This is a genomic window from Lentibacillus cibarius (genome assembly GCF_005887555.1).
In the GTDB taxonomy this organism is placed as follows: domain Bacteria; phylum Bacillota; class Bacilli; order Bacillales; family Amphibacillaceae; genus Lentibacillus; species Lentibacillus cibarius.
This window is the reverse complement of the sequence record NZ_VCIA01000001.1, coordinates 3,511,106-3,524,775: the sequence shown is the minus strand read 5'-3', so window position 1 is coordinate 3,524,775 and position 13,670 is coordinate 3,511,106. Positions and strand designations below refer to the sequence as shown.

Sequence of the window (13,670 nt, the reverse complement as noted above, 5' to 3'; positions counted from 1 at the left end):
ATAAATAATGAAACCTTTATTACAGGCAGCCCCATATGCAGTTTGTGGTTATTTCTGCGATGAGGGTTTGCCTGTTATATTTAAAAGATAATTTATGGATAGAAACTGATTCCAGGGATTTTTCACCGCAGTTTTTTATATCCTAAACCTTCTCATATGCTCCCATTTCCCTTCATCTTTTAGTATTTGCCTCTGCTTGTCACCAAACAAATCAAAGTGCGGAAAATGTTTATCCCGATGAATCCAGTCCGGATTTAACTGATAGGCACGCCCCCACTCAGCGAGTTTCCCCAAGTCACTGCAACCGACTTTCGTTACCGTATAACAGCCAGGAAACCGCTCATCAATCCAGAAGTGTGTCAAAAAAGCAATCTGTCCATTTTTTACCTGTGTTTTCCATTCGTGCAATTCACGTCTATTTACCCCAAAAGCCATTAAGCATCACCATTTAGTTGCTGCAAATATACTTCATGCCAATCTGGGAACGCTTTACGGAGTGACATTGGACGAAAGGTCTCTTTGTGTACAATGACATGTTTGGTTGTTCCACTTACTGCCAGCTCTCCGTTTTCCTTTTTTATATTGTATCCATAAACAGTACGTAAACCATCGTATGTGTCCAGCCAAGTTTCTACCGTAGCCTTTTCGCCATAATGAACAGGTTTTCTAAAACTAATCTGTGCATCAACAACCGGTGAAACAATATGACTATTTTCCATATCCATATAACTTAGACCCAGGCTTTCTATATACTTTGTACGCCCGATCTCAAACCAAACCAAATAATTGGCATGGTAAACAACCCCCATCTGATCTGTTTCTTGATATCTTACTTCAATTGGTGTATGTGTTTTATGCAATATGTTGCTCCCCCTCTCCTATCACTGTATTATATGGAATAGTTTATCATATATTGTCCAAAACATAAGTAATTTTGCACAGCAGTAGGAAAAGCCTCCAACATTTAAAAATAGTTGGAGGCTAATCGCACCTACTTTTTCGCTTCATCCTTTATTTCTTGGCGCATACTTTCAATCGCTTCTTCACGGCGCTTATTTTTGGCTTTGATTTGCTCTTTTTGTTCACCTGAACTGTATTCCATTGTTTCATGTGCCTCTTCAATATTTTCAATTGTATCCTGTACCATATTTTGCAGCTTTTCTACATTATCACTGCGGTCATCCGGCTTTGGTTCATACTTATCAGACATAGTCCTTCTCCTTTACAAAAATATTTCACCCAAAAAAGGTGGTCTGATTTCATTTTTTGCCGATCCAAAGATAATATACATAAAAACAGCCCATCGAAATGGTCTGTAGCAATCAGCCATTTCGCGTGGGCTGCTTTTATTTTGCTTTATCTTCTTTCAGTGACTCACGCATTCTTGTTTCCATATTTGTTTCAATTTTTTCTAAGAATGTCTCATTCTGTAAAATTTGCTCACGATTTTTCCGAACGAGTTCTTCAAAAGAAGATCTTTTCTTTAAAGAAATGGTAATCACCCCTTTTTAGAAGCAGTATTACCATTTATTTGAAAATTTATACCAATAATGTTTATAGCAAAATAAAATAAAAAGACAGTAACTTTACCGCTAAAGCATTTATTTTTGATTAAATGACCAATCACACCAAAAGGTTGTGAGTCTTTTTATGACATATAGGGACATTTTTTGCGTTAGAAAAGAAATTAAAAAAGCCAATACATCGATGTATTGGCTTTTTATTTGTACTTTATCACTTTAACTTATTGCGTAATACCATTTGCAAAATACCGCCGTGACGATAATAATCAATTTCTACATCACTGTCAAAACGTGCAACGGCATTAAATTTCGTTTTGTTTCCGTCTTCATCAATCGCTGTCACTTGTACACGATCATGCGGCTTAACATGTTCATCAATTTCAACGTTATACGTTTCTTTACCGGTTAGTCCTAGTTTATCCGCATTTTCACCTTGTTCAAACTGCAATGGCAATACACCCATCATAACAAGGTTAGAGCGGTGAATCCGTTCAAAACTTTCCGCAATAACAGTTTTAATACCGAGCAGGTTCGTTCCTTTAGCTGCCCAGTCACGAGATGAACCCATTCCGTAATCTTTACCACCAATAACAAGTAATCCAGTGTTGTCTTCTTGGTATTTCATAGCGGCATCGTAAAATGGCATTACTTCACCAGTCGGCCAATAAGTGGTATAACCGCCTTCTTTTCCTTGCGCCAGAAGGTTACGGATACGAATATTCGCAAATGTACCGCGCATCATCACTTCATGGTTACCACGGCGTGAACCGTATGAGTTAAAGTTTCTTGGTGAAACACCTTTTTCCTGCAAGTATTGACCGGCCGGCATATCTTTTGGAATCGCCCCAGCAGGTGATATGTGGTCGGTTGTCACCGAATCACCGAACTTACCAATAACCCGAAGATTATCGAGTGGTCGCACAGTGCCGGCTTCTTTCGACAAACCTTCAAAGAATGGCGGATTTTGAATATACGTTGATTCATCATCCCATTCAAATAGCGGCTCATCGGTTGTTTGAATCTTATTCCATTTTTCATTGGATTCAAATACAGTTTCGTATTCTTTGCGGAAAATTTCCGGCTTCACAACACTTTGAACAGTATCTTTAATCTCATCCATCGATGGCCAGATATCCGCTAAATAAATCGGTTCCCCGTCACCGTCAGTACCAAGTTGCTCTTTTGTTAAGTCTATATCTACCGTTCCAGCCAGTGCATAAGCAACGACCAGTGGCGGCGAGGCCAGATAGTTTGCTTTTACAAGCGGATGGATACGGCCTTCAAAGTTCCGGTTACCGGACAGTACGGAAGAAACCGTTAAGTCCTTGCCAGATATTCCTTCCTCAATTTCCGGACGTAGTGGTCCTGAGTTACCAATACAAGTTGTACACCCGTACCCTACAAGGTTGAAGCCCAGTTGATTTAGATACTCCTGTAAACCAGAGTCATCAAGGTAGCGGGTCACCACTTTTGAACCTGGTGCCAATGATGTTTTTACATATTCCGGAACTTTTAATCCCTTTTCCACTGCTTTTTTCGCAAGTAAACCTGCTCCAAGCATCACGTATGGGTTGGACGTGTTCGTACATGATGTAATCGCTGCTATGGCAACTGCACCGGTTTTCATAACAGATGTTTCGCCATTTGGGTGCTCAATCGTTACTTCTTTATCGAACTCCGATTCATCTAATCCAAGCCCTTGATTACCAGATGGTGCTGTTACAGCTTTATTAAACTCTTCTTTCATGTCTGACAGGGCAATCAAATCCTGCGGGCGTTTTGGTCCGGACAGGTTTGGTTCCAATTCAGACAAGTTAATTTCCACAAGTTCCGTATATTCAGGGTCCGCCTGGTCAGCAGAATACCAAAGATTATTTTCTTTACAATATTTTTCTACTAACGCAATCTGTTCTTCACTACGCCCTGTTAAACGGAGATAGTTTAATACTTCATCATCAACAGGGAAAAATCCACATGTAGCACCATACTCGGGCGCCATATTAGAAATGGTTGCACGGTCAGCAAGCGGCATGTCTTTCAACCCTGGTCCGAAATACTCCACAAATTTTCCGACAACGTTCTTCTCACGTAGCACCTGGGTCACTTTTAAAGCTAAGTCAGTGGCAGTCGTTCCTTGTGGGAAATTTCCGGTGAACTTAACACCAATAACTTCTGGAGCAGGGAAATATGATGGCTGACCAAGCATGCCTGCTTCTGCCTCGATTCCACCAACGCCCCAACCAAGAACGCCTAAACCATTAATCATCGTCGTATGTGAGTCTGTCCCCACTAATGTATCCGGGAATGCGTCATATGTTCCATCATCATTTTCAATACCATGTACAACATCAGCAATATACTCCAGGTTCACCTGGTGCACAATACCGGTTGCCGGCGGAACTGCACGGTAATTCTCAAATGCTTTCTGTGCCCAGTGGAGAAACTCATACCGTTCCATATTACGCTCAAATTCCAGTTCCATATTCGCCTGCAGTGCATTTGGTGTGCCATACTGATCAACCTGTACAGAGTGGTCAATAACCAAATCTACTGGAACTTCTGGGTTGATCTTGTTCGGTTCGCCACCCATATCAACCATTGCTTTTCTTAGAGAGGCTAAATCAACAACAGCCGGAACTCCAGTGAAATCCTGCAGAATAACCCTAGAAGGTTTAAAAGGAACATCCACCGTGTCATCTGAACCCCATTTAGACAAGCCTTCAATGTGTTCATCTTTAATCACGTGACCATCTCGTTGACGGATGAGCGATTCTAAAAGAACACGGATTGAAAAAGGCAAGCGGGATATTTTTCCTAAATTTGCATCTTCAAGCGCTTGTAGTTGGTAAAAATTATACGTTTTACCATTCAAATCAAACTGTTTTTTCGTATCAATTCCCATATCACTTAACTCCTCTCTCAAATGTCATTTAACTGCTCTCTCAAATACCTTTTTGACAAACTACACAGTAATTTTGACAAAAAAATCCCCTACTACTTTATCTTATATCAAATATTTCTATAAAACAATCCTTTCCTGACTGAATCTGTATAGTAAAAAATTATTAAACTATATAACTTTATCTTATCAGTAAACTGATATGTAAAATAAAACTTGAATCAGTAGTAGATTTTCCCTCTCTTTTTAGTCTAACTTTATGAGCTTAAAATGAAGACTTATTCTCAGATTACATACATAATAAATTAATAATTGCATTATGACACTTCCGACCATGGTAGCGTTATTCTAAACGTACTTCCGTTATCGGCGTTATGCATGATTTCCAAATCACCTTGATGGCGGTCAAGGATTTGCTTTGTAATCATAATGCCTAGTCCTGTACCGGATTGTTTTGTCGTGAAAAAGGGTTCACCCAATTTATGTATAATCTCTTTTGGTACACCCTCACCCTCATCAACAATATCTATTAGAATTGTTTGTTGGGTTAGCCTATAATTAATTTTTATGTATCCAGGCTTATCCATCGCTTCAATTGCATTTTTCAGGAGATTGATGAACACCTGCTTAATCTGAGATCGGTCACAATTGACATACAAACTATTTTCCCCTTCTCGCAAAATAGTAATATTCTTTAGTCTGGCTTGCGACCTTAACAATGTGATGACATCATCAATAAGTTCGGGTAAACTTTCCCATTCTTTATGATCGGTTAATGGCTTAGAAATAAATAACAGTTCCGATGTGATCGCCTCCATCTTCTCTATTTCATCCACCATAATTTGATAATACTCATCTTTGTGTTTTACACCTGCCTGCAAAAGTTGCAAGAAACCTTTCAGAGACGTCAGGGGGTTGCGGATTTCATGTGCTATACCTGCAGCAAGCTGACCGGCAACAGACATTTTCTCAGAACGGATCATCATCTCTTCCGCTTCTTTTTGATCCGTAATATCCTGTATGGAAGCTGCGTAATAGCATTTTTTGTTTTCACACACAATTTTTGCTGCAATCGTATCCGTATGCACATTATTGCCATCCGCATCCTGAATCGTTACATAAAATGTCTGGGATGTATTGGGGTTCGCATCAAGTGTTTCTTTTATGTAAGCCGTGTCTCCACCAGAAATTTTTTCAAACCATTTTGTGCCAACCACATCTGCGGCAGTATATCCCAATATTTTTTCAATTGTACTTGACACATGAATGATCGTATCATATTCATCCCAGACAGTAATAAATCCATGTAAATGCTGATCAATCCATGTAAGGATAGGAGAAGGTAAAGAAGTTAATTTATGAAGCCTTGGGGGAATGTCCGTATTCTCTTCACTATAATCGTGGTTCATATGGTGTTTGTGATATTTGTCAATCATCCCATTCCCTCCTCTACCATGATGTTAATAATGTTTTCTATTTTCGATCATATGAATATTTGACAAATATATGTCACTTGTATGCACAGCAATATCCTATTATAATTGTAATTGTAGTATAAATAATCGATGATGTAAAAAATACCCTGACAATGTCAGTATCATATGAATTAAGCTAGCGTATACGACTATTATAGATGATAAAAAAAACAGAGTTAAAGGAAAAAATAGTAAGAACCAAAATCAATATGTTGGAATAGGTGATTTTATGTCGGTAATCGGGGATATTCTGATTGTTCTGTGGGGGTTTCTGCTATTGGGCCTTATGGGGGTCGGCGGATTTTTCATGTTCCGCAAATTCCTGAAAAAGTGGCCGAAAGAAGATGGCGTTTCAGCGATGGACTGGGAGGAATACTATATTGAACAAACAAAGCATATGTGGATGGACGAGCAAAAAGAATTACTAGAAGACCTCGTATCTCCTGTTCCCGAATTGTTCCGTGACGTCGCAAAGCAAAAGATAGCCGGTAAAATCGGTGAAGTTGCACTGCGAAAGAAACGAAAAATCATCACTCAAGACATCCTTATCGAAGGTTATATTTTGGCGACACCAAAACGTGACCACAAATTTTTACGCAAAAAACTGAATCAGCGAAAGATCGATATCTCCCCATATGAATATTTATTTGAACCGGAATGAAGCACGGATTCTTCTTAAACATAGTAATCGTGCGTCCATTATGAACGCACGATTAACCTTTTGCATATTCTAATTTCTTTTCCAGTTTTTTAAACTTATACAACATTGCCAGCCGCCAGGATACAATCATGCCAAATGCGAGCAAAAAAAACATCCCGCTTGTCTCACCTACAGCAATGGTTGCTCCGATGACAAGTTTTATAACAATTCTAACAATCAATAACGCAAACAATATAAAAACAAATGACTTGGAAGGTATCAAATAAATGTCATTTTTCCTTACTTCAAATTTTGACGTCTTGATAAGGAAAATAGAAAAAACCATGCCTACCAAAACAGCTTCAACCACTTCCATCCAGCTTACCTGGAACACAGGAAATAGAAACATGAGTGCCCCAGTACTCATAAATATTGGAGGCAACAATATTTTTTTGACCGATGCCGGTTTTTTCGAGGCTTTTAAACGAACAAATATCATGGTCACAGCCATGAAAGCTGCGACAACTGTACTCCCCACCAGCCACATGCTTAATCACTCTTTTCTTTACTTTTTAGCCGCTTAATTCAGTAACAAATATTACACAAAGACAGTTACAGTACACGTTTTAAGTGTATCCTTAAAGCGTCCGTATAAAATCCGGTACTAATTAATTGTTCACCTTAAGTCTACTTTTAATGGTCATTAGCAATCGATAAAATGATGGAAATAGTGACACCTAAAACGGTAAAATAGACGCCGAAGTCAAACAACATAGCGGTAGCAAGTTCGAGTTCACCAAAAACAGGTACATGAAAGTAGCCATATGTATGTGATAGGAATGCTTCGCCAAAAATAAACGATGCCAATCCAGTTCCCACAGCGATTAAAAGTCCTGTAGGGATCAACAAACGATAATTAATTGGAAGCACTTTTTCCAGTACAGCAGACCCATATGCCATATACATTAGCACAATCGCAGCAGAGGTCATTAATCCTCCAATAAATCCCCCGCCAGGTGCATTGTGCCCAGCAAGCAGCAAATATATCGAAAAGCCCAATAAAATGAAAGCAATTAGTGATGTAGTCGTGCGCAAGATAAGATCGTTCGGTTTATACATCGGGGCGAACTCCTTTGCTCTATTAATTCTATAGACTGTATTAGTCTACATTTTAATACAATATAACTAAAATTCCAATTCATGCAGTTCCTAAAAACCCGAAAAACCAAATAGGCTAGCCAACAATGACGATAGATCGGTGAGCCAATCGAAGAATAATGCAATCCCCATGAAAATCATGATATAACCGCCTATTTTCGTGATTCGCGAACTATTCCGTTTAATCCATTTTAGCTTTCCGATAAAGAAAGAAAGAATAAAGAAAGGAACGGAAAATCCTAAAATATAACTTATCATCATTACCATACCCAGGTCCGGATTTGTAGCAGCAAGCGAAATAACAACCATTAAAATAGGACCCATACATGGTGTCCAACCCAATGAAAACGACAGTCCAATCAAAAATGTTCCAACAAAACCAGTTGGCCGATTTTTGAACGTTACTTTCCTGTCTTTCATAAGGAATTCAAAGTTGAACACCCCTACAATCACAAGGCCGAAGAAAACTATGACAACAGCCCCAATCTGCCTAATTACATCACGGTTTGCTTCAAGAAATTCAGATATAAACGAAGACCCAAAGCCGAGCATGATAAAAACCAATGAAAATCCAAGCAAAAAGAATAGTGTGTGCAATAAACTTTTGCGATTTAGCATTTTGTTCTCATCTTTAATTTCATTAACACTCATCCCGGTAATATATGACAAAAACGCCGGATACAATGGCAATACACACGGAGAGACGAATGATAACAAGCCGGCGCCGAATGCAATGAATATATTTATTTCTTCAGTCATGCAAAATCCTCCTAGCATTATTCTACTCCCCATTTTACCAAACAGGAATTAGAACTTAGAGGGTGTCTTTGACAATAATAGAACAATTTCCGGGTAAGTAGTAAGCAAGTAAAATACCCCTGTTATTGACTTAACAAGGGGTTTTCACAACACGGGGTAACGAAACCATCCATTTTTAAATTCAAATCATTTTTTGTCGTACTGATTATTCATTTGACGCATCATTTGATTAATCTTCTTTTGCGACGGTTTCTGTCCCATTTGCATCATAAGTGTTCGAAGCATTTGTTCATTAATTGGTGGGTTCTTCTTCAAATAGTTCATCATATATTTTCTGGCAATAAAAAACCCGAGCGCAACCCCCGCTATCAATGCAGCGATGGCAATTAAAACAACCCAAATTACGTTCATTCAAGTTTTCCTCCTTCATGTTGTCTCCTATACAGTATAGTAAATCAAAGACAGGAATACAATGCTTGTCCAAGCTTGTCCCTTTTTGTTACCTGACGGACCGGGGAAATCCACCCAAAGTCCTCAGTATCGTTCCCCACTACAAATAAATACGGATGAAATGACCGCAACGCAGGAAAAAGTATTTCCTCAGCGTCATGAATGATGTCACTTCGAAAGTTTATACGTTTTTCCTCCATATGTAAAGAAATATACCGATTACCATCATAAATTTTCAATAAATCACCTTTTTTTTGCATGCTCATGTTATGTGGAAGGTAATCCATAATATGTGCAATTAATGAAGTCTGAGGAAATTCCAATGTAATATACCCGAATTGCTTGACGAGATCCTCCCTGCTCTGATTATGTTCATAACTTTTGATAAATCGGCATAATATTTCACTTCTGTAATAAAAGAATTGCGCAAATTCTTCTTTAATCCAGTAAATAGAGTAATGATTCAACATAATCCCTCCTCATCTACTACTATTATACCGATTCTATTTTCAAAGTTTGTCATACCTTGTGGCAAATAACTTCTAGTTTTGTCGACACACATGAATAAAGGCAGCACTTAACTTTACCACTAAAAATTGTATCGCTTCCTTTAAAAAAAGTGACTCCCCTAGAAGGAAGTCACTTTTATCCAGTCAATTTATCCAGTCAATTTAATTTAGAAGTGCCTCGACGCGCTTGACGACATTGTTAACTGTAAAACCGTATTCCTCAACTACTTTTGCACCTTTAGCAGATGCTCCGAATTGATCAATAGCTAATATATCACCCTGGTCACCTGTATATCTTTCCCATCCAAATGGAGAAGCCATTTCAATTGCAAGTCGCTTCTTCACCTCAGGAGGAAGAACACGTTTTTTATAGTCGTCATCCTGTTTATTAAACCTATCCCAGGAAGGCATGCTTACGACGCTTACATCAATATTTTTCTCTTTTAATTCTTCCTTCGCTTTGACAGCTAGCTGCACTTCTGAACCTGTGGCAAGTAGAAGCGCGTCCGGAGTATCTTTATCAGATGCACTGACTGTATAAGCACCCCTTCTGACGCCTTCGTATGCATGCTCTTTTGTTCCTTCCAGCACAGGGACACCTTGTCTTGTTAGTACAAGCGCAGTTGGTTGATTGTTTGACTCCATCGCCAATCTCCATGCCGCTTGTACTTCATTACCATCTGCAGGACGAATAAGAGATAGACCAGACATTGCCCTAAGTGATGGCAATTGCTCAATTGGTTCATGTGTTGGACCATCTTCCCCAACTGCAATGGAATCATGTGTAAAAACATATGTGACAGGGTTATTCATAATGGCTGAAAGACGCAGTGCCGGACGCAGATAATCACTGAATACGAAGAATGTACCGGCATAAGGTTTTATCCCACCATGGAGTGCCATTCCGTTAGCTGCAGCAGCCATGGCTAATTCACGAACACCAAACCAAATATTTTTGCCTGCATAGTTTTCACGGGAGAAATCTTGTTCACCTTTGACCGTTGTTTTATTGGATCCTGCCAGGTCCGCACTTCCGCCAAAGAGGTATGGAACCGACTTAGAAATTTCGTTAAGCACTTCACCGGATGTGGCGCGTGTTGCCTTTGTATCGTCTTCCGGACTGTACACAGGGAGGTTATCAGCCCAATTATCCGGTAGTTCCCCGTTGATAGCGTTCTCTAGTTCAGCCCCGAGCTCAGGGTATTTCTCCTTGTAGTTCTCAAACAAACGATTCCAATTCTCTTCAGCTTCAGTACCTTTTTTGCCTGCCTTTTCCAAAAAGTCCTGGTAAACTTCATCCGGAACATCGAAATCATCATGTTGCCACTCATAATGTTCTTTCGTTAATTTCACTTCATCTTCACCAAGTGGGGCTCCGTGTGATGCTGCAGATGCGGATTTGTTTGGTGAACCGTAACCGATGACGGTCTTTACTTCAATTAGTGTTGGCTGCTGTGTATTCTCTTTAGCCTCTTTAATTGCACGACGAATTTCATTCAAATTATTTCCGTCATCAACACGGAGGACTTGCCAACCATAAGCTTTAAATCGTTCTTCGGTGTTATCGGAGAAAGCGCGGTTTAATTCTCCGTCCAGTGAAATATCATTGGAATCATACAATGCAATCAATTTTCCAAGACCAAGATGACCTGCCAGTGAGGCCGCCTCATGAGAAATACCTTCCATAAGATCTCCGTCACTAACAAGCGCATATGTATGATGATTGATGATGGATAAGTCCTGTTTATTGTATGTTGCTGCCAGATGTGCCTCGGCCATCGCCATTCCAACTGACATAGCAATCCCTTGTCCAAGAGGGCCGGTGGTGGCTTCAACCCCATCAGTATGATGCACTTCTGGGTGCCCAGGGGTAATGGATCCCCACTGACGGAAAGATTTCAAATCATCAATCGTTACATTATAACCGGACAGATGCAAGAGTCCATACAATAACATAGAGCCATGACCGGCGGACAGGACAAAACGATCCCGGTTAAACCATTTGGAGTTTTTAGGGTTGTGCGTCATAAAATCTGTCCATAATGTGTATGCCATTGGTGCCGCTCCCATTGGGAGACCGGGATGACCGGAATTTGCGTTTTCTATCGCATCAATTGCCAACGTGCGGATAGTGTTGATTGATAGCTGCTCAGTGTGCTGCGACAAAGTAATACCCCTTTCCATTGTTGTTTTCATGTCCTCTTAATTCTATAACGAAACCGATTATACAACAACCATAAATAAACCGGCTCATTTAATGCTTCTTATCTTTTTCCTGTAAATCACGAACTTTTTTTGGCGTAACATCTTCACCTTCCGGGTCTTTCACCGTCATGGATTTCAACTGATTTTTAAAGGATTTCCTTACGTTTTGTAAATATTCTTCCCGCAATTCTTTTTGTTCGGCCTGTTCTTTCACGGTCAGACCTTCCTCTTTTGACTTTTTAGCGAGTTTATTTATGCGTTCCAGTTTTTCTTTTGATATCATTGGTAAACCTCCTGGAGCCTATAAATAGGAACAATAATGCCCCTATTTTTTCATAGTACGATTTCCATATGCCTTTATCAAGTTTTTTGATATTCTTGGTATCTGCGATGGACGGTCGCTCTGGAAACTGGGTGCCCAAGTCCTTTCAAGGTTTGAGCAATTTCCTCAAACGTCATATTATTACTCTCTCTTAAGCGCACAATTTCTTCTATCGGAAATTGTTTTCGTTCCTTTCCTGGAGCTTTATTACGGTTTGTTAAGTTATTGCTTGGGTCATATCCGCTATCAACCGCTTTTTTCATACCTCGTTTAATTTTTGCATTATGTATTTTTCGTTGATATTCTTCTACAATACTGACTATCTGCAGTACCATCGAATCTGATTCAGACAATTCCAGCTGCCCATCATGCAGAGCTGTATAAATATTAACATTCATTTTTTGTAGCTGATGAAATAAAGCAATTTTTGAATTCCCTCGCCCAAGTCTTGTTTCATCCTGTATAAGCAAACTGTCAGCCTCACCTGAAGAAAAATAATCAAGCATCTGAAAAACGCCTTCCCTGTTTATATCATATCCGCTCGCCTGTTCCTCGATGTGTTCGACAATTGTAAATGCATAACGATTGGCAAGCTGCAATAATTCTTCTTTTTGTCGGTGTAGCGACGTTTCCTGTGTTTTTTTATCCGTACTTACACGGCAATAAATAATCGCTCTCAATTTGAAATCTCCTTCTAATATTATGCACTTGTTATTAAAGCGACATATAAAAATCCTAACGCAAATGCAAATGCTACCAAATAGAATATATCCGTTTTCGTCATTTTTTCAAACATTTAAATCAATCCCTTCATTAAACAGAACTATTGTTCGTATCTGCGTTATATTATATACGAACAGGTGATCTTGTCAAGTGTTTTTTCGAACGAATGTTTGCTTTTTGGGAGTCACCATGATAAACTTCTAGTAACAAATTCTATTCACGAGGTGTTTGATAGATGACAAAACTCTCCAAGCGTCAGGAAGCGATTCTGGATTTTATTAAAGAACGTGTAAGTGAAAAGGGCTATCCCCCTTCCGTACGGGAAATTGCCGAAGCGGTGGGACTTGCGTCAAGTTCGACTGTTCATGGCCATTTGGCAAGACTTGAAAGTAAAGGCTACATCAGAAGAGACCCTACCAAGCCAAGAGCAATAGAGGTGCTAGATCTGTCAGATGAAAGCCATATACCAAGAGAGGAAGCACGGTATGCACCCGTCATTGGTAAAGTAACAGCAGGACTGCCCATCACTGCAGTAGAAAATATTGAGCAGTTTGTGCCACTGCCGGGATCTATTTCGGGTGGTACGGAAGAAAATTTGTTTGTTCTTATTATTGAAGGAGAAAGTATGATAGAAGCCGGAATACTTGATGAAGATATGGTCATCGTTAGACAGCAGAGCACAGCACAAAACGGGGACATTGTTGTTGCTATGACAGATGAAGATGAAGCAACCGTCAAGCGATTCTTCAAAGAAAAAGATTGCATACGACTCCAGCCGGAGAATGCGACGATGGATCCGCTCATTTATCCCAATGTAACCATTTTAGGCAAAGTGGTTGGATTGTACCGTAACATTGATTAGAGGTGAGATTCTCGTCAAAAATAACAATGTCTTGTCAACACATAATCAAGGCTATACATTAAATTGTTTATACTACCTCTTCCAACAAGGTAACACTAAAAGAAAAAAGACCTCTCATAAGCTAACATAAGCATATGAGAGGTCA

General features: G+C 39.4%; 16 protein-coding genes. 2 read left to right on the top strand and 14 right to left on the bottom strand.

From position 1 onward, the window contains the following. Nucleotides 1-135: 135 nt before the first annotated feature. From FFL34_RS17310 to FFL34_RS17285, 6 genes are all read right to left on the bottom strand, one after another. The gene (locus FFL34_RS17310; protein WP_138604555.1) at nucleotides 136-435 is read right to left on the bottom strand and encodes a hypothetical protein; all 300 of its coding nucleotides are present in this window, start codon (nucleotides 433-435) and stop codon (nucleotides 136-138) included. Next, nucleotides 435-860, bottom strand: coding sequence for an acyl-CoA thioesterase (locus tag FFL34_RS17305; RefSeq protein ID WP_138604554.1), 426 nt, complete (start codon nucleotides 858-860; stop codon nucleotides 435-437). Before FFL34_RS17305 ends, FFL34_RS17310 begins: the two co-directional genes overlap by 1 nt. A gap of 131 nt (nucleotides 861-991) precedes the next feature. Then, nucleotides 992-1,210, bottom strand: coding sequence for a small acid-soluble spore protein Tlp (tlp, locus tag FFL34_RS17300; protein WP_138604553.1), 219 nt, complete (start codon nucleotides 1,208-1,210; stop codon nucleotides 992-994). A gap of 136 nt (nucleotides 1,211-1,346) precedes the next feature. Continuing rightward, entirely contained in the window at nucleotides 1,347-1,502 is a 156-nt protein-coding gene (locus FFL34_RS17295; protein WP_234031535.1) for an FbpB family small basic protein, read from the bottom strand. 232 nt (nucleotides 1,503-1,734) lie between these two features. Next, nucleotides 1,735-4,425 carry an aconitate hydratase AcnA gene (gene acnA, locus FFL34_RS17290; protein WP_138604552.1) on the bottom strand — a complete coding sequence of 897 codons (2,691 nt, stop codon included), beginning with the start codon at nucleotides 4,423-4,425 and terminating at the stop codon, nucleotides 1,735-1,737. 314 nt (nucleotides 4,426-4,739) lie between these two features. Then, nucleotides 4,740-5,858 carry an ATP-binding protein gene (locus tag FFL34_RS17285; RefSeq protein ID WP_234031534.1) on the bottom strand — a complete coding sequence of 373 codons (1,119 nt, stop codon included), beginning with the start codon at nucleotides 5,856-5,858 and terminating at the stop codon, nucleotides 4,740-4,742. A 268-nt stretch (nucleotides 5,859-6,126) separates the two neighbouring features. Here FFL34_RS17285 and FFL34_RS17280 point away from each other — a divergent pair, with 268 nt between their 5' ends. Further along, nucleotides 6,127-6,558: a DUF2621 family protein gene (locus FFL34_RS17280; RefSeq protein ID WP_138604551.1), complete on the top strand. Its 432-nt coding sequence runs from the start codon at nucleotides 6,127-6,129 to the stop codon at nucleotides 6,556-6,558. A 52-nt stretch (nucleotides 6,559-6,610) separates the two neighbouring features. Here the strand turns inward: FFL34_RS17280 and FFL34_RS17275 are convergent, their stop codons facing one another. The 8 genes from FFL34_RS17275 to FFL34_RS17240 all read right to left on the bottom strand — a co-directional run bounded on the left by FFL34_RS17275 (nucleotide 6,611) and on the right by FFL34_RS17240 (nucleotide 12,620). Further along, a complete protein-coding gene (locus FFL34_RS17275; RefSeq protein ID WP_138604550.1) occupies nucleotides 6,611-7,084 on the bottom strand; it encodes a CcdC family protein in 474 nt (157 codons plus the stop codon). A 146-nt stretch (nucleotides 7,085-7,230) separates the two neighbouring features. After that, nucleotides 7,231-7,656, bottom strand: coding sequence for a Na(+)/H(+) antiporter subunit B (locus FFL34_RS17270; protein WP_138604549.1), 426 nt, complete (start codon nucleotides 7,654-7,656; stop codon nucleotides 7,231-7,233). A 90-nt stretch (nucleotides 7,657-7,746) separates the two neighbouring features. Next, the gene (locus FFL34_RS17265; protein WP_138604548.1) at nucleotides 7,747-8,454 is read right to left on the bottom strand and encodes a cytochrome c biogenesis CcdA family protein; all 708 of its coding nucleotides are present in this window, start codon (nucleotides 8,452-8,454) and stop codon (nucleotides 7,747-7,749) included. Between the two features lie 186 nt (nucleotides 8,455-8,640). Continuing rightward, nucleotides 8,641-8,865, bottom strand: coding sequence for a YneF family protein (locus tag FFL34_RS17260; protein WP_138604547.1), 225 nt, complete (start codon nucleotides 8,863-8,865; stop codon nucleotides 8,641-8,643). A 44-nt stretch (nucleotides 8,866-8,909) separates the two neighbouring features. Beyond that, nucleotides 8,910-9,374: a sporulation inhibitor of replication protein SirA gene (sirA, locus tag FFL34_RS17255; protein WP_138604546.1), complete on the bottom strand. Its 465-nt coding sequence runs from the start codon at nucleotides 9,372-9,374 to the stop codon at nucleotides 8,910-8,912. A 201-nt stretch (nucleotides 9,375-9,575) separates the two neighbouring features. Next, nucleotides 9,576-11,609 (bottom strand): transketolase, encoded by a 2,034-nt coding sequence (gene tkt / locus FFL34_RS17250; RefSeq protein WP_411712806.1) that lies wholly within the window; start codon nucleotides 11,607-11,609, stop codon nucleotides 9,576-9,578. A 58-nt stretch (nucleotides 11,610-11,667) separates the two neighbouring features. Further along, nucleotides 11,668-11,901, bottom strand: coding sequence for a DUF896 domain-containing protein (locus tag FFL34_RS17245; protein WP_138604545.1), 234 nt, complete (start codon nucleotides 11,899-11,901; stop codon nucleotides 11,668-11,670). Nucleotides 11,902-11,978: 77 nt separating this feature from the next. Beyond that, a complete protein-coding gene (locus FFL34_RS17240; protein WP_138604544.1) occupies nucleotides 11,979-12,620 on the bottom strand; it encodes a YneB family resolvase-like protein in 642 nt (213 codons plus the stop codon). Nucleotides 12,621-12,898: 278 nt separating this feature from the next. On the opposite strand from FFL34_RS17240, the gene lexA reads away from it, so the two are divergent. Continuing rightward, on the top strand, nucleotides 12,899-13,525 hold the full coding sequence (gene lexA, locus FFL34_RS17235) for a transcriptional repressor LexA (protein ID WP_138604543.1): 627 nt from the start codon (nucleotides 12,899-12,901) through the stop codon (nucleotides 13,523-13,525). Nucleotides 13,526-13,670 lie beyond the last annotated feature (145 nt).